The sequence below is a fragment of the Shimia sp. R9_2 genome, from assembly GCF_017743735.1.
In the GTDB taxonomy this organism is placed as follows: Bacteria; Pseudomonadota; Alphaproteobacteria; order Rhodobacterales; family Rhodobacteraceae; genus Shimia.
Genome location: NZ_JAGHRO010000001.1, coordinates 286,824 through 306,779 on the forward strand (window position 1 = coordinate 286,824; position 19,956 = coordinate 306,779).

The window sequence follows — 19,956 nt, forward strand, 5'->3', positions numbered from 1 at the left end:
GATGCCAAAGTGAAAATTCTCGTTTCCAACATCATGATGCTAAACGAACGTGAAAGGTTCGATACCTTACTTCGAAGCAAGAACTTCGAACCGCTTTGGCCCAGCGTAAACCAGTTCCTGTCAGAAGCTGAGTGTTTGGAGTATGCAGGTCAAATCGACGGTTGGCTTGCGGGTGATGACCAAATTACTTCAAAGGTTCTAACGGCCTCTGTGCCCCGCCTCAAAGTGATCTCGAAATGGGGTACTGGTGTAGACAGCATCGATTTGAGCGCTGCGGAAGCGCTTGGCGTGCCAGTTTGTAATTCCCCTGGCGCATTTCAAGACGCGGTAAGTGAGTATGCCATTGGTCTTCTTTTAGCCGCAACGAGACGGATCGCGCGCACAGACCGGACGATAAGGGAAGGTGGATGGCCCAAGGGAAGATATCCTGGAATGACCGGAAAAACGATGGGGGTCGTTGGATATGGAGCTATCGGGAGAGGTGTCGGTCAGAGGGCTCGCGGGCTCGGCATGCACCTCATAGCGCATGACCCTTTCATGCAAACTGCTACCGACGGCACGAAGATCGTAAGCTTTCAAACGCTCTTGGAAGAGGCTGATGTCATCTGCCTTTGCTGCAATCAAACTGATGAAAACTACCACCTAATTAACGCAAATAGCCTGAACAGCGCTCGCGATGGCGTCATCATTTGTAACGTTGCTCGAGGAGGGCTGATCGACGAAGTTGCATTGATCGAAGCACTGGAAAGCGGCAAAGTGGGCGCTGCAGCCTTAGACGTTTTTGAGGTGGAACCTCTGCCTAAGAACAGTCCGCTCTTGAGCTTTGAGAACGTGGCAGTATCAAGCCACAACGCAAATAGTACGGTACAGGCAATCGAACATGTCCATGCCAATACCTTAGAAAATTTATTCAAACACCTCGCAGCCTAAACGAAGCCTACCACTGTGAAACGCCTCTTTGACGATCTCGCTCATCGCTTACAAAGCCTCTACAAAGCTCTACGCTACTTTAGCAATCATCACCGAGCAAATGAGGACCTCAAACGAGCCAATTTGCTGGCGTTGAGTATGCTTCGAGGCCGGCACAAAGGCCAACGCGCAGTAATTATCGGCAATGGGCCAAGCCTACTCATCAAGGATCTGGAGCGGCTGGGAAATGACATTACCTTTGCATCCAATAAGATATTTCTTGCCTATGGCGAAACCAAATGGCGTCCAACATACTACACAGTCGAAGACCATCTGGTTTTAAAGAATAACTTTTCGGAAATATACAATCTTCAGGATAGCACCAAGCTGTTCCCTTCAAATACAAGAGATTCTGGATATTTCGCGGCAGATACAATATTCGCCCCATCTCTTCAGCCCAAGTCATATGAGACCCCTTTAGAGGATCAGAACTTTCCAGAGTTTAGCACTGATTTATGTCGCGGCATTGGCTGGGGGTCGACCGTAGTCTATAGTCAGATCCAGATGGCACTACATATGGGATGCCGCGAGATCATACTAATTGGGATAGACCACAACTACGAACTCCCAACCAAATCAGATGGCAAAGTGTTCGTGGGCGAAGGAGAACAAAACCACTTCCATCCAGACTATAGACAACCCGGGGAAAAATGGCATCCACCCAATCTGGATGTTCTGGAAGTGTCGTATCGAAAAGCGCGAAAAGTCTGCGAAAGTCGTGGAGTTTTGATCGTAAATGCTTCAAGACAGACCCAACTTGAGGTTTTCCAGCGAGCTGACTTCGACAATATCTTTCCGAGATAGGTGTTCCATGACCGAGAGCGTCTCGATTTACGATGACCGACAATGTTATTTGGGAGAGGGCACTTTCTGGCATCCTTTGAGGAAGCAACTCTTCTGGTTCGACATCGTCAATTGTCGTTTGCTATCCCGCACAAAAAACGAGCAATTATGCTGGGAATTTGACCAGAACGTAAGTGCTGCAGGCTGGATCGACCGTGAACACCTTCTGATCGCAAGCGAAACAGGTCTCTTCCGGTTCAATCTGGAGACAAACCAACAAGCCCCACTTTGCTCAATCGAAGCAGATGACGAAACAACGCGTTCAAACGACGGCCGAGCAGATCCATGGGGAGGTTTCTGGATTGGCACCATGAGCAAATCTGGTGAAGCGGGCAAAGGTGCGCTATACCGATGGCTTCCAAATAATCAAGAGAACAAACTGCGCGTGATAGAAACTGAGATGAGCACACCTAACTCTATTTGCTTTGATCGCGATAGAAACTACGCTTATTTCTCGGATACAAAAACGCGTATAATCTGGCGTCATTCCGTTGACCCGGTCACTGGCTGGCCAGTAGATGAAAAGCAGATTTTTTTGGATCTAAAAGGCGCAAAGAACAGTCAAGAGCGCAAGCCTGACGGTGCGATAATTGATTCAGAAGGGTGCCTTTGGAGTGCTCAATGGGGTTCCGCACGTGTCGCGCGATATAGCCCGGATGGTCAATTTCTTATGGCAATTGAATTTCCAACAGGCCACACATCGTGCCCAGCTTTTGGCGGGCCAAAGCTAGATACTCTTTTTGTATCTACGGCGCAGCAAAACCTACTAGACACAGCAAAAGACTGGCTGCCAAATGCAGGTAAACTACACTCTGCTAATACATCGTTCACTGGAATAGCAGAGCCACAAGTTAAAGTCTCAATTGACTAAAAAGTGTCGAGACCTGTGCTTCCGCAGGACCTTAACAATCACACTATCTCAGACTAAAGATCAGTCAAACAAACTCAGAAGTAAGCGCGCTAAGTACACTATGCGTGTAACTAACAGTCCTCCACTCAAAACCATTAGAGACAAAACATGTCAAAAACAGTAGCAAGATACGCACGCGGCGCAGTAAATCGTCTAAGATTGCTATCCAAAAAACTGCTGGAAGAAAAGAAAACTGGCGGTGAAGTGGCTCTCTCTCAAGAAATCAGAACACCTCAAAAAAACCACGATACGCCCATCGTTACAGATTGGGGTCAGTACCAAATTCCGCAACGGCACAAAGGGAAAGGCCCTTTGCCTTCCCGCCTAGATACTCCCGCCCTACTCAGCCTTAAGAACCGTCATTTCGGCGAAAGGTGTTTCGTTGTCGGAAATGGGCCAAGTCTTACAACAACTGATTTAGACGCACTGCGCTGGGAGTACACCTTCGGATCCAACAAAATTTATCTGGCTTTTCCCGAGACGCACTGGCGCCCTACCTTTTACTCTCTCGAGGATCGACTTGTCATGGAGCAGAACCAAAGAGAGATAATTGGTATCGAGCAGACGATCAAATTGATGCCTGAGTACACCTACAAGTACATGGGTGATGACCCTTCGGTGGTTTACTTCAGGTTCCCCCACATTTGTGACCCGCGAAAACCACTAGAGAGTAAGGACTTTCCTGGATTCAGCATCAACGCAGAGCATTGTGTCTATTGGGGGTCAACGATTGTTTACACCCAAATCCAACTTGCAGCCCATATGGGTTTCAAAGAAATCTACCTCATTGGCATAGATCATAGCTATGAAACGCCGAAAAAAATGGAAAATGGCGCTTACGTGTATAGCGGAGAAAAGAACCACTTCAGCAAAGATTACAGACGCCCCGGAGAAGTTTGGAACAAACCGCAGCTCGAAGTTCTTGAGCACTCCTACAGAGCAGCGCGAACAGCTTGCGAAGAGCATGGTATCAAAATCCGAAACGCGAGCAGAAAAACCGCTCTGGATGTTTTTGAGCGCGCTGACTTGGACGAAGTGATTTCAGGATTTTAACGGCATGATTGAAGTCAGCAAAAAAACACAAAACCGCATCAACCAGTTGACGGGTTTTATGCGCAATCCTGAAGTCAAGGTGATCAGCTTCGACATTTTTGACACCCTGCTTTGTAGACCTGTTGTCAAACCAACCGATCTGTTCGACTTGGTGGAAGAAATTGCACGGGAGAAATTAGAAAAACCGTTTCTCGAATTTTCAACCCTAAGAAAAGCAGCGGAAAAACAAGCTCGGGAAATCTGCAGAGAAGATGAGGTGACACTAAACGAGATCTACAGCGAGCTTGCGAAAATCGCTCAATTTCCAGAAGATGCTCTTCAGGAGCTTAAAGACCTTGAGCTCACTGTCGAACGCGATCTTCTGCAGCCTCGTCAGATTGGTACAAAACTTTTTGAAGTCGCGCGCTCAACCGGAAAAAAAGTTGTTATTACGTCAGATATGTATCTGCCTAGAGACTTTATCGTCGAACAACTAGAGCGATGCGGATTTGCAGGTTTTGACAAACTTTATCTGAGCAGCGATCTCCGGATCACTAAGCATAGTGGGCGCCTCTACAGGCATTTGCTGGCAGACTTGGAATGCGAAGCTAGGCAAGTCGTACACTTTGGCGACAACAAGCACACAGACATTCTAAAAGCAGAGGAAAATGGACTTTCTGCTTACCATCTTCCAAAAGCTATCGACGTTTTTCTGGATCACAAAGGAAACCGTGCAGTATGGTACAAACATCTTCGAGAACTCGAATTGGGTGCGCGCTTACTGCTGGGTCTTTCGATAAATAGCGTCTTCGATATCAATATTTTCGATAATGAAAAACGAGATTCTTTGTTTGCTGGAAATGCAAACGTTCTCGGGTATTATGGCGTAGGATTAATGGTCTTTGGCTTGACCAAATGGATCATGCAGCAAGCCGAAGCCGACGGATTTAAAGAAATCCATTTTTTGGCACGCGATGGCAAACTCCCAATGCAAGCCTTTGATAAACTGAAAAGGCTAAGTGGCAGCGACATCCAAGCCAATTATCTGATGGCTTCTCGCTCTTTGTGCTACCCGCTACAGATGAACGAACCAGAAGATGTTAGCCTCAATCCCCAACGCCTCTACGTACATCCGCAAACGAGCATCAGAACGTTGCTGGAGACACGCTTAGGCTTATCCATAGATGCAGGAATCAAGGCTCAGCTTGCTCAGAAGGGTTACAAAAAGCTTGATCATCCGCCAGAAAGCATCGAGAAGTTTTTCGTCGATTGTCAGTGCTTTAGTCACACCTCATTGAGAAGCTTTGAGAACGAGAAGCAAACAATTCTAGACTACTACGACGTCCAGATTTCTGACACAAAGACTACGGTTCTGTTTGACATCGGATATCGCGCACGCGTACAGAAATTGTTGTCTGGGCATTGGAAGAAACCTGTACACGCATATTATCTGATGTCGTTCAGTGATATGCACCCAACGTATTTCTCAAAGGCAGTCACAAGAAACTACCTATTCCCGCCACAGGCAAGAGGCTGGATTACACCAGATTACTATACGGCAATCTTGGAACTCCTGATTTCAGATGTAGAAAGTGGCTCTGTTTTAGGCGTTTCTCGAAACACCGATGGCGAATTCAACTTTGAGTTCGAAGACAACCACATCAACTCGCAAGGAAGAAACCTCGTTCGAACTATGCAAGACGCCTGTCTGAAATTCTTCGATGAGTACGTTCAGTTGTTTGAAAAATATGACAAATATATCAACATCTTGCCACGGACATCCATGAAAGCACTGGAGCATTTCATGACTGCTCCAAGCAGGTTGGATGCCGAACTTTTCAAGAATGTGTCTTTCTCCAATGGCATTATCGGTGACACGTTTACCTTTATCCGCCCCGACCTAGGCCCAAGCTATTGGCAACCCGGAGTTGAAGCACTTTCAAGAGGCAAAGAAACCTATCCAGCGCAAAGCTCCAGCACTTCACCGCGCCCAATAACCTACCAACGCATCCGCTCAGCACTAGCCCGCAGGCTCCGCCGCCTACTTGTTCGCTGACATTCGCAATGAAACTCTCCGCAGGATACCGATGAAACCGCAACTTCTTAAAAAGCTCCAATATCCAGAGTTCTCAGCCGACAAAGTTAGCACCTTATTCTTTCGGAGCAACGGAAGCCTCGACGCTAAGGAAAATGTCATCAAGCTCTCTTCGGGCCGAGTGCTAACGAGCAATACTATCTTTAACTCTCTCGATTGCTCATTTTTGCGCAACCACACAGGCGTAAAAACGCTTGGGCTTGAGATAGAGGCGCGTGGAATATTCAAGGTGGAAGTGTTGTCCACTGAAGGTCCAAGGGCAGAACAGGGAAAAATTGTTTTTTCCAAACAAATAGACCTGCCCCAGCTACAAACCCTGGATCTTGGAGCTTCTCTTAATCTTTGGGATCTCGATTCCGAAGTTTTTCTACGGGTGACTGCACTAAAGGATAACTCTGTATTTTCCAGCGCGTCTTTTACAACCGCCCAAGAGCCGGTTCGCGAGCAGTTGAAAATTAACTGCGTCATATGCACTTACAATCGTGAGGAGTACATCCAAGACATACTTCGAGCAATCGAAGACAACCCTGAAATTTTCAATAGTCATTATCACTTTACGATTGTTGACAACGGACAAAACCTGAAATTTGAAAACTCGGATTTAGTCACGATCATTCCAAACAAAAACACAGGAGGCTCCGGCGGCTTCACACGAGGAATGCTCGAAACATCCAAAGGTGATTTCACCCATATGGTTTTGATGGACGATGACATCAAGTTTCAAGTTTCGATGTTCCGGGATTTGGTGTCATATCTGCGATACACCAACGAAAAAACGGTACTCGGCTCCGGCATGGTTCGTCTAGATGACGACATGCGATTTTTGCACGAACGCGGGGCTTCTTTACAAGAAGGGTTCTTGGCGCTGAGTCGAACAAAAAGTCGCAACCGTGATGGTCATGCTTACGACGCCGCGTTTCTTAAAGATACTGCGACACATGCTCCTTGGTGGTGGGCATGCTTCCCTATTGAAGCCTTGGAGGACGTCGGATTTTCATACCCGTTTTTTATCAAACTGGACGACGCAGAATATTCATTTCGACTGCGCCGCAAAGGCTACTCTGTCGTTTTTCCTGGAGGCTTTTATATTTGGCACAGCCCAATGGAAGAAAAATACTCCGCCAAAATCGGGTATTACGGCCATCGCAACAGTTGGATCTTTTCGACATTAAACGGCCATGAATATAATGTTAATCAATTCTGCAAGGACTATCTTCGCGCAGTAGCGTCATTCATTGCGGATGCGAAATATGAACACGCTGACGTTCTGCACAAAGCTCTGACAGACTTTTTGAAAGGCCCAGATTTCATTGCAAGCAATGCAATAGCAATCAACGCTGAACTTGGTACGCTTGTGCAAAATGAAGCGTTTAAAAAGGTAGATATCTCAAATTTGGAAGAGGCCCAAATTAGCAATTCCAAACTGGCGCGAGCCGTGAGACGGCTAACTCTCAATGGATTCTTGGCCAATGGCCGGGGTGAGGCCTTCGTCGACTTGCTCAAGAAGCAACCCAAGACATGCAAGTTTTTGAAACGTCGCCTCACTTACTACAATCCGATTTTTGGAGTCGGATATACCGTAGAGAGGTCTCTTACCAAAACGATATCAAAGTCTATTAGGGCACTTTGGGATCTCATAAGGATTAAGCGATCTCTTTCCAGTGCCCTTACATCCTTTGAAACAACAAAGGATCACTATGTGAGTGCAGAGTATTGGGAACGCTTACTTGCCGACGACAAATGAGAGGGAAATACCAACGTGCTTAAGCTGATTTACCCCGCCGACGCTCCACCACAGAGAACAAACCTATTAATGACTGGGTAAGTGTTCTTTTTCTGGGTTTTGGGAGACCACGCCATTCGTGGAACTTTCGTTGAGATCCATAGTCCAAGAGAAGCAGGGCAATTTGAGTGGAACAATCGGATCTTTGGTTCGCGGTTAGTCCTTGGGTCATTCGCACTCAGGTTTCAAAGGCCAACTGATGATAGGACACCGAACGAGCGGGCACGTCTGATTGAAGTGCCCCTCCCTACATTCTTTGATCACGGATCACGCTTCTCACAGTCTATAGAAATCTTGGTGCCCAGAAACCAATTCGAGAGATTGCCGTTGAAAGGTCAACCCATTCAATGGAAAAGTCTTTCGTTTATGTTTGCTGTGCTCGTGCATGAAGACGACAGGCAAGGGGGAGAAAACGGGTCTTAGGACCTGAATCGAAAACCGAAAGAACAAACTGATCTCCGCGTCCTGTCATTTGGGTAAACCTAGGTAACCCTCCCAAAATTCTGCAGCCGTCATTTCAGCAAAGGCATTTGCGTACGATTTTCGGATGCTCCTATACCTTAATAAAAACTTCAGGGAAGTTATCAGTAGACCCAAGGAAGTTCTCCAGAACCTCTTTTTCGAATGTGAAAGCGCCATATGAGCGGCGCCATCATGGGTAGCATAGGTAATATTCCCTGCTCCAAGCAGGTTTGACAAACGACCCCTTTCAGAAAGGCTCAGCTGCAGATGGGGAGCCATCTTATTCCAGAGCGGGAGCATGTGCCCATTTAATGTTGCTGCTCCAATGGCTCGCCAAAAGAACTGCGCACGTTTTTTGGGTTTCGGTGCTGAACATGCGCTGTTCACCGGAGTGTTCTGCCATCTTTCAGAGGCAGCTAGCGAACTGATCAGCGCGCGACGTGATGACATATCGAGGTTGGCGACAAAAAAATCTGGGCCTTTCATTACGTCCCTCCATGCAAGAAGTTGCATATCGGCGGCAGCATATTGGAGACGAAGCATCGAGCGGAGTATTGGACGAACAGCCATCCAGATCATACTCAGAGCCGACTTTTGTATTCTTGGAAGAGACATGTGCGTCACCAGCGGATGGCGCATGTCAAGATAGAGTGTAAAAGCACTTTCTTTTTGCGCGAAGTCTTCTTGAAGTGAGGCAACCCCGGACAAAGTCTGAACTTCAAACGGATTAGAGAGTGAGAAATTTACGTCGTCTCCACGAACAAAGAAAGGAAATGGGTAGTGTTTAACAACGCTAATAGGGAAAGCAAAAAACCACCAAGCGCCATAAATTTCCTGGTCTTTCCGGGGCAGAGACAGCGCCAACATCTGTTGCAATTCGCCTGATTTGCGCAAGTCCACACCGTTGTGCAACGGCGAGCACGTTCCATCAAACGTGGCTCCATTTTCCCACATCTTCCATGGGTGTGCTGTATCAATCATAGCCCCCGCCACAGCAGTGTGTTCGGAGATCGCATAGGCTAACAACATATACGCTCTAGCGATACTTTCAGGATGGCAGCTTGCATCGTCATCCATAAACAAGCAATGGCTCGCATCTACGTTTCGTGCCTCGATCAGATTGCGAGCAAAACCACCAGCACCGCCATAATTGGGGTTGGAGAAAATCCTCAAATTTTCTGCGCAAACTGAATGTAGACTATTCCCATTGTCCACAACCTGTAGGGACAAATGCCTGCCAAATTCCCAGTTTCTTATGAAGTTTTCCAAGCGCTCTATCGTGGATGTGACAGCTTGCTCTCGCAAGAACGTGGTAATCGCAAGGGCCATCTGTGGCCACCTTAGCGGAGGAGTACTTGTTTGGTAGGAAAGTTGGCGTATCTCCGCATTCTCGGACAGAGCTTTGAATTCTGCGTAAATCACACCGCCTTTCACGCATGAGCTAGGAAGATTGAATTCAATTTGGATTTCTCTGTCCTTAGAAAAATCTCCAGAAAAATCAGCGATAACCAGTGGCACAGATTGATGGCTCGCTGCGAGCTTGAATTGAACGACAAACTGTCCCTGGCCAACGAGCCTAGCCGAAAAATTGTGTAAGTCACAAACATGCTGCCATCGCGCTAAGTCAAATAGATTGAAGTAGCTGTCAAAAGCGATGGACGCATCTTTTGGGACCGCATACGCATTAAATGTCGCGTCTGTTTTATCGCCAGAAACGTGTCTGAAATATAGTTGCTCGTTGAAGCCAAGTTCTGGATCCGGAAATACTAGGTTTTGCAGTGAAAACATCGGTGAATTGGCTCAGTCATTATACTTTTATCTTTCGAAATCTGTTTCCGGTGTTCCGAGGTTGATCATTTCGCGTGCGAGTTCTCTTGGGCCTGATCTCCCGGATATCATTGCCCTCTACCGCATTATCGGAGGCTTGATTTCCCCTTACGTGTACGCCCTTGGGAACTGAGATCGCAACCCATGGAATTCAAGTCACTGAATTTTACCTGCTTCGAGGTTCGGTTGCGCAACTAAAGGCATTCAGATACTCCTCTCGATAAAGAACGAGCAGGAGGCCTACAAATGTCAGGCAAATATCTAATGGTGGGTGCAGGACTTTCTGGTGCTGTAATTGGCAGATGTTTGGCTGAAGCGGGTCACGCAGTCGATGTCGTCGACTCCCGCGACCACATCGGCGGAAATTGCCATACCAAACGCGACGAAAAAACAGATGTCATGGTCCACATTTATGGACCTCATATTTTTCATACAGACGATGAAGAAGTTTGGGACTATGTGAACAGATTTGAGCGGTTCATGCCCTATAAAAACCGGGTCAAGACGACTTCCAAGAATGCGTCGGGTGAACGCGGCGTTTTCTCGCTTCCAATCAATCTTCACACTATCAACCAGTTCTTCGGAAAAACTCTGAACCCAGAAGAAGCGGCGACCTTCATCGCTGAAGAACAGGCTGATTTGTCCATTGAAAAACCCGAAACTTTTGAAGAGCAAGCGCTACGCTTTGTGGGTAAGGATCTCTATGAAGCATTCTTCAAGGGCTATACCATTAAGCAATGGGGGATGGCCCCTAGCGAATTGCCTGCCTCGATCTTGAAACGTCTTCCTGTACGTTTCAACTACGATGACAATTACTTCTTTCACAAGTATCAGGGTATGCCAGAAAATGGCTATACTTCAATGATTGAAAAAATCCTTGATCACGAGAACATTAACGTCAAGCTCTCTACAACTTTCACTCGAGAGATGTCGGTACACTATGACCATGTATTTTACTCGGGTCCGCTCGATGGCTATTTCGACTATGAACTAGGACGACTAGGGTATCGTACTCTGGATTTTGAGCGGTTTACCTTTGAAGGAGACTTTCAAGGGTGCGCGGTTATGAACTATGGTGAGGAAGAGGTGCCATATACTCGCATCACCGAACACAAACATTTCTCTCCTTGGGAGAGCCATGCAGGCTCTGTTTGTTATCGAGAGTACTCCCGCGCCGCAGAACCTGCCGATATTCCCTATTATCCCATTCGGCAGGTAAAAGAAAAAGAGCTGCTCAATGCCTATGTCTCACTTGCTGAGACGACTTCGGGCGTGACCTTTGTTGGGCGGCTGGGAACCTATCGATATCTCGACATGGACGTAACTATACGTGAAGCTCTGGACACGGCGAAGTCATTTATGTCGCTTCAAAATTCTGGACAAGCTGCTAAACCTTTTTTTGTGTCAGTGATTTAAGTAGAACTGGGATGCCTTTCGCTGCGCAAAATGGATAAGAATAAATTGGAATTTAAAGCTAAGAACAATGAAAAGACTATTGGCGCGCTACCTTAGGAAGGCTGGAAGAGTTGCTTGTTCGGACATGCGTGAGGAACTCATTGCCAAGCAAACTGAACTAAGAGTTCAGACAGAACGATTGGTTCTAGATCAGTCAAAAGCGTTGGAGCAGATCACTCAAAAGCTTGATGCTGCTATGGCCCCTATAGACCAAAACGCTGAAAAATGGATTGGCGCGGATACTGATATGGCGCAACATCTAGACCAGGTATCCTGCAAGGTTGCCGCGCTAGAAAAAGAAGTTAAAGAGGCGATCACGCTGCTCAAAGAGCAGCAAACGACAAGACTAAGCTCTATCGCCCAACAAGAAAAAATAGCGCAGCAAACAGGTGGCCTTCTTTCTTCTTGGAGAGATGTTCAAGCCAAGAAAGCTGACCTACGCCATGTCCTTCAAGGACAGGCCACTCAGCAGACAGCTGAGTATATTCGTGAAGCCATGTCTCACGTTCAATCGGTTGATCACAAATTTAAAGTGATCGATATTGCACTGGACCATTCGAAGTTAACTGGCGGTTTGGCGCTTGAGTTTGGTGTTTTGACCGGACGAACGATTAACTACATCGCAGAAAAGCGTCCCAACTGGACGGTGGATGGCTTTGATTCTTTCGAGGGTTTGCCTGAAGCGTGGCGGGACGGATATGCGGCGGGTCATTTCAGACAAGATCAGTTGCCCGAGGTGGCCGAAAATGTCCATCTACATAAAGGCTGGTTCGACGACAGTCTGCCAAATTATCTTGCGGAAGATCAGAGAGCTAAAAAGCCGGTTACCTTCCTACATGTGGATTGCGATCTCTATAGCTCCACAAAAACGATTTTCCGCGAACTAAAAGATCAATTGATTGTGGGCAGTGTCATCGTTTTTGACGAGTACTTTAACTATGATGGCTGGAAAGTTGGAGAGTTCCAGGCGTTTCAAGAATTCTTGAGTGAGACAAACCTTGGATATGAATATTTAACTTACAACAGGAAGCATGAACAGGTTGCTGTAATTCTGACATGAGATACTCCCCAAAGAGACAGCATGCATTAGCAAGCTTGATTTAGGTTTTGATCTTCTGAGCTGTCTCGATAACTTCGTTGCCCATCTGAAGTTCCTTTCTCGACCTATGTTCACCAAAACGTCGATGGTTTGGTGGGAGAGAGGTTCATCCAATTGGGTCATCACAGACCAAGATTGTTAGCAAAGAGTTCTGGAAGGAAAATTTTCTGACCAACTTGACCTGGCAGACGCCGCCAAAAAACCAGCCAACTGCCAGTTCACAGCTGAACCTCAACATACTCGACGAACTACCTCAGTATTTCTTGATGTACCTTGATAGCCTCTTCAAGATCATCAAAATACTCCCCATGTCCATTGTCCAAAACGACCCCTGCATTGCAAAACTGCCGGATTTCCCCCATGGAATGATTAACCATGATGGCTGACGAAGTTTTCATACGTTCGATAAAAACTCTCTGGCTTTTTCGTTTGAACGCTTGATCTCCAACTGCAGTAACCTCATCCACCAAGTAGGTATCAAACTTAATTCCCATGGATGCTCCGAAGGTTAATCGCGACCTCATACCGCTGGAGTATGTACGCATCGGCATAAAGTATGAATTGCCAAGCTCTGCAAAACTCCCAACAAAGTCTACCAAATCGTCGGTGTCTACTCCGTAGATACGGGCAATAAATCGAACGTTCTCCGCTCCCGTTAAATCCCCGTGAAACGAAGCAGCAAGTCCGACCGGCCAAGAAATAGTCCCGTCGCTTAAAACCCTTCCGCTATCCGCGTGTAAGGTCCCTGCTATTATTTCAAGGAGTGTGGACTTCCCCGCACCATTTCTACCAAGCAGAGCCAGAGACTTTCCCGATGGTATCGTCAGCGACAAATTGTCGATAACAGTCTTTTGCTCACCCTTGATCCAAAAGCTCTTGCTCAAGTTTTCTAGTCGGATCATTTCGAACCTTAACGTCTATCTCGCACCGAATAGTAAACCAGTACTATGATCGACCAGCCCATTAGCAAAACGATCCCGGCAATCGCAGACACGATCCATCGGTTGGGGTATTCAGAGCTCTCTGCTTTCGTTGGGTTGATGTAGGTCGCGAGATAACGGCTTTGTCGAGCGGCTTCGTCACGTGCAAGTTCAAACGATGTCTGCGCAACGCGATACATCTCTTCGGCGAAAACTCGGTCGACACTTAGTCGTTCATACTCCGAGATTAGAGCAGGATATGATTCGCCACCATTCCCGGTCTCTGCTATCTCTTCGGCAATGAAGCTGGTTCGCTCTTGGTCAATCCTTGTCCGGATAACGCCAATCAATCTCTCGGCATTCCTCAATCTTGGATCGTTGACACCCACTGATCCGCTCAACAAATCGAACTCAACCAACGCCTCTGCCAGCTGCTGTTGCAGATTATTCATGACCCCCATTCGGCCTTGAATGTCGGCTTCTGGATCAACGATACGTGTTCTAGTTCGGAACTGTACCATTGCTTCACGCGCGGCCTTCAGCTGTTCTAAAGCCTCATCCAAATCGGTACGCGCATAGCGCATAGCATCATCTCTAGCTTGCTCGTTGAGAGAATTCACTCTCATTTGCGAGTTTGCCACAATCGCTTTAGATATCGCTTGCGCCGTTTCCGGATCAAACGCGGTCACTTGTACCTCAATCAGTCCGGTGCTGCTGTCATAGGAAACGCTTACAATACGCTGCCAAAACCAGGTAAGGTCTTCGATCGTAGCGCTCGGCCAAATCGCAAATACCCAATCTCTAGGCCATTCTCGGGAATAGTGCCCAAGTATATCGAGCTCCCGATCAACCGCTTCAACCATTTCTTGGCTATGAATGTACTCATACAAGATGGCAGTGTCCGAAGCAGTTGCACCTCCGGCGCCGGTGAACTGTGCCAGTCCTCCTAAAAGGTCTGTTGCGCTAGCACCATCCTGGCTACGAACAGTAAAACCAGCCTTCGAAATATACTGGTCACCTGCGACAATCATCAAATACAAGATCACAGCTGCAAGCGGAGTTATCACTGACAGCACAAAACTCGCCAGCACCCCCCAATGGCGGCTTTTCATCCGAGCCGGCCGCGCCAGAGGAGCAATTTGGGGTTTAGCTAATTTCTTATTTAGCTCCTTTACCTTGTCCTCTGCAGCCTTAGCCTTTTTGCGTAATTCGGCAATTTCGGCGTTTTGCGAAGGATTCTGAGGTGCTGATACCGATACTGTTGACGCTTTTTTTTCTGCTTCTGCAGTTTCACTAGCCTTAGGCTTAGCCGCATCCTCGTTCGGTTTGATCGGAGTTACATTATCTGTCAAAGCTAAGTCGCTCTATTGGTTACCATTCGGAGACATAACAAAGGTCACATCTTCAAGGAAATCTTTTGTCTGCCAACAGGGTTAAATTTGTCTCGTGAGGGTCAATTGCAATCCACGGCCCTATCGCCCATAATATACTGCGCGCTTCGCTAGCCACAACGGATTTACGACTTTCTCCATGGTTGAAACACCTGATTCCCACAAAGTGGCGTTAACTGCTAGGCCTGTTAGGAGTGCTTATCGCAATTTCGCGACCATTCGAACCATCCTTGCGCTTATTCTACGGGAAATGTCTACACGATATGGCCGCACACCTGGCGGGTATCTCTGGACTGTACTTGAGCCACTCGCAGCTGTACTTTTCCTGAGCCTTGGGTTCTCATTGATATTCGCCTCCCCGCCGCTTGGAACAAGCTTTTTTTTGTTCTACGCGACCGGTTACATGCCCTTTGAACTCTATATAACACTGTCGAGAGCATGCAGGCACGCTATCGATTTTTCCAGACCCCTACTGCGCTATCCCGCTGTAACTTGGGTAGATGCGATACTCGCCCGTTTCTTTTTGAACGGCCTTACAGGGGCTTTCAATACAGTCCTGCTGATGACAGGGATAATGCTCCTGGACCGAACACAAGCTACCGCCTATCCACCTTTGATAGGCATAGCCATACTGCTGTCCCTATTGCTGGGCTTAGGTATTGGAGCAATAAACCAAGTGATAACTGCATTCTTTCCAATATGGGACATCATATGGAGTGTGATTAACCGGCCACTCTTCATAGCATCTGGAACGTTCTTCCTCTACGACGATATGCCAGAGCTTGCCCAAGATGTGCTTTGGTACAACCCATTGATCCATATTGTTGGCCTAATGCGCAAAGGGTTTTACCCAACCTACTCAGCTGACTACGCGAGCATCACATACGTGCTACTGGTATCAATGACCTTGATAACATTTGGGTTTTTAATGCTGAACAGGTACAATCGCGAGATCGTCAACCGCTAAAGGTGTGATCGGCCAACTTTGTGGCTTGTCTAACTATCAGGTTTGGCAATTTTTCTGATCTCAGCGAAGGTTGCATGCCTGCGCTTTCCGATTCCATCAATGATTGAATGCTTAAGAAGCCGTAGGAATGTCGATTTTTCCTCACCATAGTGCCGAGATTTGGCGATCCACTTCGGCAATACCACCAGTAATGCCGGCCAAAACAGCACGCCTGCAGCCAATCGATACATGATCAGCAGATTTCTGTGATAGTAATAGACTTTCCACAATGGTGACAGGCGCCCGCGTTGGACAACTTTGCCTTGGGATTGCGCCGCCTGATCACTGAAGCTGGTCAGATCATGCTCAAAACGAACAGAGGGCTCAAACCCTATACGCCCACCAGACTTACTTAAGCCAAGCGTATAAATACCGTCATCTCCGTAGATGAACAACGCCGGATCTGGGTACCCGATCCGCCTAACCATTTCTGCAGAAACGAAAAAGCCAACAAAAGAAGTGACGTCAATCTGGAACCCCTCTCCGTCGTAAGCGCTTGGGGGAATATGAAAGCCGGAACGACCACCGCCCGCGAGCGTGCGCAGAAACTCTTTCCAATGCCAAAATGGATTGCGAGAGGGCCGGTTCATCTCACAAATTTCGCCACTGGGGAAATAGACCGCAGCCGCCACCGCATCCCACTTGCCATCCGGCAAACCATGAAAGATCGCCAGCGCTCCAGGTTCTGGTCTGCCGTCGTCATCCATTACCACCAACCAGTCAGGTTGATGGGCCTCCATGGCGTGGCGCATACCCATTTCAAACCCGCCAGCACCACCCGTGTTGGTGTCACTCAAAATCAGATCGAGACGATCATCTGTAAGAGATGACAACCAATCACCTGTTCCGTCAGTGGACGCGTTGTCGACAACCACAACCGAAGAAAGCTCCTCCACTGGGCTTTCCAGCAGCCGGTGTAGCGTTTCTTTCAACTTCTCGAGCCGGTTGAACGTTACGACAACAGCGACCAAACGTTTCGGAGCGGAAGTTCTATTCACAGTTTAACCTTCAAAAAATTTGCCTGCGCTTGCTTTGCGCCAGGCACTTCGCAAAAGCTGTTTCGTCTCTTATTGAAGCACAACAGCGCCGGTCTCAACAAAAACGGCACCCCGTCTCAGGAGCGCCGTTTCTTTATTTCAGGCTCTAAACCACCTTAATAGCGGTAGTGCTCTGGCTTGAACGGGCCTTCGGTGCCAACACCGATGTAGTCTGCTTGCTCTTTGCTGAGCTTGGAGAGCTTCGCGCCCACTTTCGCGAGGTGCAGCGCGGCCACTTTCTCATCCAGATGCTTGGGCAGGATGTAGACTTCGTTTTTGTATTCGTCGCCCTTGGTGAAGAGCTCGATCTGCGCCAGCACCTGGTTGGTGAAAGACGCAGACATCACGAAGGATGGGTGGCCAGTAGCGTTGCCGAGGTTCAGCAGACGGCCCTCAGACAGCAGGATCAAGCGGCTGCCGGATGGCATCTCGATCATGTCGACCTGTTCTTTGATGTTGGTCCACTTGTGGTTCTTCAGATTTGCCACTTGGATTTCGTTGTCGAAGTGGCCGATGTTGCCAACAATCGCCATGTCCTTCATCTCGCGCATATGCTCGATGCGGATCACGTCTTTGTTGCCGGTGGTGGTGATGAAGATGTCCGCGGTGGCCGCTTCGTCTTCCAGCGTGGTCACTTCAAAGCCGTCCATCGCCGCCTGCAAGGCGCAGATCGGGTCGACTTCGGTGACCTTCACACGCGCACCTGCGCCGCGCAGCGATGCCGCGGAACCTTTGCCCACATCGCCATAACCACAGACAACCGCCACTTTGCCGGCCATCATGGTGTCAGTGGCGCGGCGGATGCCGTCCACGAGGCTTTCTTTGCAGCCGTATTTGTTGTCGAACTTCGACTTGGTGACGGAGTCGTTCACGTTGATCGCCGGGAAAGGCAGCTCGCCGCGCTTCACCAGATCATAGAGACGGTGCACACCGGTGGTGGTTTCTTCAGACACGCCTTGGATTGCGTCACGGGTTTTGGTGAACCAGCCGGGGCTTGCCGCCATACGCTTGGCGATCTGCTTGTGGATCACTTCCTCTTCTTCAGAGGTTGGCACGCCGAGGTCTTCGCCCGCTTCGGCCTTTGCGCCCAGCAGCACGTAGAGCGTGGCGTCGCCGCCATCATCGAGGATCATGTTGGGCCCGTCTTCAAACAGGAACGACTTGTCCAGATAGTCCCAGTGCTCCTCAAGGCTCTGGCCTTTGATCGCAAACACCGGAATGCCCGCCTTGGCAATCGCCGCCGCCGCGTGATCCTGAGTGGAGAAGATGTTGCAGCTCGCCCAGCGCACATCCGCACCCAGCGCCACCAGCGTTTCAATCAGAACAGCGGTCTGAATGGTCATGTGCAGCGAGCCAACGATGCGCGCGCCGCTGAGCGGTTTGGACGCGCCATATTCCTCACGCAGCGCCATCAGGCCCGGCATTTCAGTTTCAGCAATATCCAGTTCCTTGCGGCCAAAATCGGCCAGCGAAATGTCTTTTACAGTGTAATCGGTCGCCATGGCGCCCAGCTCCTATGCAGGGTTTCCTTGGCGACCAGATAGCACCCCTATGGGTGTTGCACAACGGCGCAGGGATTTGAGCCTTTCGGCCTGTGTGGCCGGTGCCAATCCGTCGATATTTCAGCGCTTTGCGCGCGACTGACACAGGCAATGCAGTTTTTCTGCGCCAAACCTACTAGCCATTCACGCCCGGAGGTTCGGGCATTGGCACGTGCTGGAACCAGTCGGTCCCGGCAGCGACCACACAGGAGACCCCCTGTGCATTGGTCAAAATCACGGTGAATGTTCCGGTTTTTTCGGAGGACCAGACCTCCACAAGTGCCGCCGATTGGGTGTTTGAGGCCGAGCCGTGCAGGCCCCCGGCGGTCCTGACCTCGGAGTATTTGGATTGCAGCCGCTCTACCAATGTCTCGCGATCTGCGCACCCTTGGGCAAATGCGGGTGGGGCCGCTGCGGCCATACCAAACAACAGGGCGGATCCTACAAGTCTCTTAAACATAGCGCTCTCCTTTCACGCGCGGCCAATTGCATCAGCAACAGGCGCTGGGGTTGGAGAGAGGGACACGCGGGAGGACGTAGATAAGTTACGTGTCCCCCTCGCTAGTCATGTTGGTGCCATGCGGCGGTTTTTCAAAACACGCGTGATCACGTTGTTTTGCGGCAGCATGTGATCCCAACACCTTTTCAGACTGCCCGAAGAATGTGGCGGCTTTGTGGCATTGCCTGATTTTTAAGCAAAACCCTGCCCGCAAAAGTCAGACTCCCCTGACTTTTCCACAACCTGTTAGACTGTTATAAAGAAAGGGTATTTTAGGAAGAAATTATGATTACCCCCTCTCAGAAGCCCCGGTTGCGGTTTGCGCGGCTGGTGCCCACCGTCCTCATTTTGGCGTCGCTCATCGTGGTCACAAGTGTGTTGCTGACCGCAAGCGGCACCGTTGGCTGAGCACAGCCCCATGCCTGCGTTTCGCGCACGCTTGCCCCGCGCCCCGTGGCTGGCGTAGGTATTTTGCGAACACTTGGGAGCGCAAACACATGGCACGAGCCTGGCAACGGATGCTATCAGGGCGCAGGCTTGATCTGCTGGACCCCACACCTGTGGACATAGAGATCGAAGACATCGCCCATGGCCTCGCCTTTGTCGCGCGCTGGAACGGGCAAACCCATGGGGATTTTGCCTATTCCGTGGCCGAGCATTCCTTGCTGGTCGAAGACATCTATCGCCGCATGTATAAATCCACAACGCCCAAGAACCGGCTCACCGCGCTCCTGCATGATGCGCCGGAATATGTCATTGGCGATATGATTTCCCCGGTGAAAGCCGCTGTGGGCCCCGGCTACGGACAGCTTGATGACCGTCTGACAGCCGCCATTCACATTCGCTTTGGATTGCCCGCCGAAACGCCCAAGCGCCTCAAGGCCCAGATCAAGAAAGCCGATAAGATCTCCGCCTGGATGGAAGCGACGCAGATCGCAGGCTTTTCCGTGGCTGAGGCCAACAAACTCTTTGGGGTGCCCGACCCGGAAGTGATTGACGGGCTCACCATTGACCTGCGCCCACCCGTAGAGGTGCGCACCGATTTTACCCGCCGACACGCCGCATTACTGGCGCAAATTTAAACCTA

At 49.0% G+C, this 19,956-nt stretch carries 17 protein-coding genes; 11 read left to right on the top strand and 6 right to left on the bottom strand.

Annotated features, from left to right (window positions below; translation table 11 throughout):
* The first annotated feature begins 9 nt into the window (after nt 1-9).
* From J7400_RS01285 to J7400_RS01310, 6 genes are all read left to right on the top strand, one after another.
* The gene (locus J7400_RS01285) at nt 10-930 is read left to right on the top strand and encodes a phosphoglycerate dehydrogenase (RefSeq protein WP_209058139.1); all 921 of its coding nucleotides are present in this window, start codon (nt 10-12) and stop codon (nt 928-930) included.
* A gap of 15 nt (nt 931-945) precedes the next feature.
* Nucleotides 946-1,773, top strand: coding sequence for a 6-hydroxymethylpterin diphosphokinase MptE-like protein (locus J7400_RS01290; protein WP_209058141.1), 828 nt, complete (start codon nt 946-948; stop codon nt 1,771-1,773).
* Between the two features lie 7 nt (nt 1,774-1,780).
* On the top strand, nt 1,781-2,683 hold the full coding sequence (locus tag J7400_RS01295) for an SMP-30/gluconolactonase/LRE family protein (protein WP_209058142.1): 903 nt from the start codon (nt 1,781-1,783) through the stop codon (nt 2,681-2,683).
* Nucleotides 2,684-2,830: 147 nt separating this feature from the next.
* A complete protein-coding gene (locus tag J7400_RS01300; RefSeq protein ID WP_209058144.1) occupies nt 2,831-3,775 on the top strand; it encodes a hypothetical protein in 945 nt (314 codons plus the stop codon).
* A gap of 4 nt (nt 3,776-3,779) precedes the next feature.
* Complete coding sequence (locus J7400_RS01305) at nt 3,780-5,810, top strand: hypothetical protein (protein WP_209058146.1); 2,031 nt, start codon at nt 3,780-3,782, stop codon at nt 5,808-5,810.
* Nucleotides 5,811-5,841: 31 nt separating this feature from the next.
* Nucleotides 5,842-7,593 carry a glycosyltransferase gene (locus tag J7400_RS01310; protein ID WP_209058148.1) on the top strand — a complete coding sequence of 584 codons (1,752 nt, stop codon included), beginning with the start codon at nt 5,842-5,844 and terminating at the stop codon, nt 7,591-7,593.
* Between the two features lie 507 nt (nt 7,594-8,100).
* Here the strand turns inward: J7400_RS01310 and J7400_RS01315 are convergent.
* On the bottom strand, nt 8,101-9,882 hold the full coding sequence (locus J7400_RS01315; RefSeq protein WP_209058157.1) for a glycosyltransferase: 1,782 nt from the start codon (nt 9,880-9,882) through the stop codon (nt 8,101-8,103).
* Between the two features lie 285 nt (nt 9,883-10,167).
* Between J7400_RS01315 and glf the strand changes: the two genes are divergently transcribed.
* Nucleotides 10,168-11,337, top strand: coding sequence for a UDP-galactopyranose mutase (gene glf, locus J7400_RS01320; protein WP_209058159.1), 1,170 nt, complete (start codon nt 10,168-10,170; stop codon nt 11,335-11,337).
* Between the two features lie 124 nt (nt 11,338-11,461).
* Nucleotides 11,462-12,436, top strand: a complete 975-nt coding sequence (locus tag J7400_RS01325; protein ID WP_209058160.1) for a class I SAM-dependent methyltransferase — start codon at nt 11,462-11,464, stop codon at nt 12,434-12,436.
* A 287-nt stretch (nt 12,437-12,723) separates the two neighbouring features.
* Here J7400_RS01325 and J7400_RS01330 read toward each other — a convergent pair whose 3' ends face one another.
* Both J7400_RS01330 and J7400_RS01335 read right to left on the bottom strand, forming a co-directional pair.
* Entirely contained in the window at nt 12,724-13,377 is a 654-nt protein-coding gene (locus J7400_RS01330) for an ABC transporter ATP-binding protein (protein WP_209058161.1), read from the bottom strand.
* Nucleotides 13,378-13,385: 8 nt separating this feature from the next.
* Nucleotides 13,386-14,747, bottom strand: a complete 1,362-nt coding sequence (locus tag J7400_RS01335; protein WP_209058162.1) for a sugar transporter — start codon at nt 14,745-14,747, stop codon at nt 13,386-13,388.
* 178 nt (nt 14,748-14,925) lie between these two features.
* Here J7400_RS01335 and J7400_RS01340 point away from each other — a divergent pair, with 178 nt between their 5' ends.
* Nucleotides 14,926-15,753 (top strand): ABC transporter permease, encoded by an 828-nt coding sequence (locus tag J7400_RS01340; RefSeq protein WP_209058163.1) that lies wholly within the window; start codon nt 14,926-14,928, stop codon nt 15,751-15,753.
* A gap of 29 nt (nt 15,754-15,782) precedes the next feature.
* Here the strand turns inward: J7400_RS01340 and J7400_RS01345 are convergent, their stop codons facing one another.
* The 3 genes from J7400_RS01345 to J7400_RS01355 all read right to left on the bottom strand — a co-directional run bounded on the left by J7400_RS01345 (nt 15,783) and on the right by J7400_RS01355 (nt 18,830).
* Nucleotides 15,783-16,790 carry a glycosyltransferase gene (locus J7400_RS01345; RefSeq protein WP_209058166.1) on the bottom strand — a complete coding sequence of 336 codons (1,008 nt, stop codon included), beginning with the start codon at nt 16,788-16,790 and terminating at the stop codon, nt 15,783-15,785.
* 155 nt (nt 16,791-16,945) lie between these two features.
* Nucleotides 16,946-18,331, bottom strand: a complete 1,386-nt coding sequence (gene ahcY / locus J7400_RS01350; RefSeq protein ID WP_209058167.1) for an adenosylhomocysteinase — start codon at nt 18,329-18,331, stop codon at nt 16,946-16,948.
* 175 nt (nt 18,332-18,506) lie between these two features.
* Nucleotides 18,507-18,830 (bottom strand): hypothetical protein, encoded by a 324-nt coding sequence (locus J7400_RS01355; RefSeq protein WP_209058171.1) that lies wholly within the window; start codon nt 18,828-18,830, stop codon nt 18,507-18,509.
* Between the two features lie 324 nt (nt 18,831-19,154).
* Between J7400_RS01355 and J7400_RS21305 the strand changes: the two genes are divergently transcribed.
* Together J7400_RS21305 and J7400_RS01360 are read left to right on the top strand one after the other, a co-directional pair.
* Complete coding sequence (locus J7400_RS21305) at nt 19,155-19,277, top strand: hypothetical protein (RefSeq protein WP_280637969.1); 123 nt, start codon at nt 19,155-19,157, stop codon at nt 19,275-19,277.
* Nucleotides 19,278-19,366: 89 nt separating this feature from the next.
* Nucleotides 19,367-19,951 (top strand): HD family hydrolase, encoded by a 585-nt coding sequence (locus tag J7400_RS01360; RefSeq protein ID WP_209058177.1) that lies wholly within the window; start codon nt 19,367-19,369, stop codon nt 19,949-19,951.
* Nucleotides 19,952-19,956 lie beyond the last annotated feature (5 nt).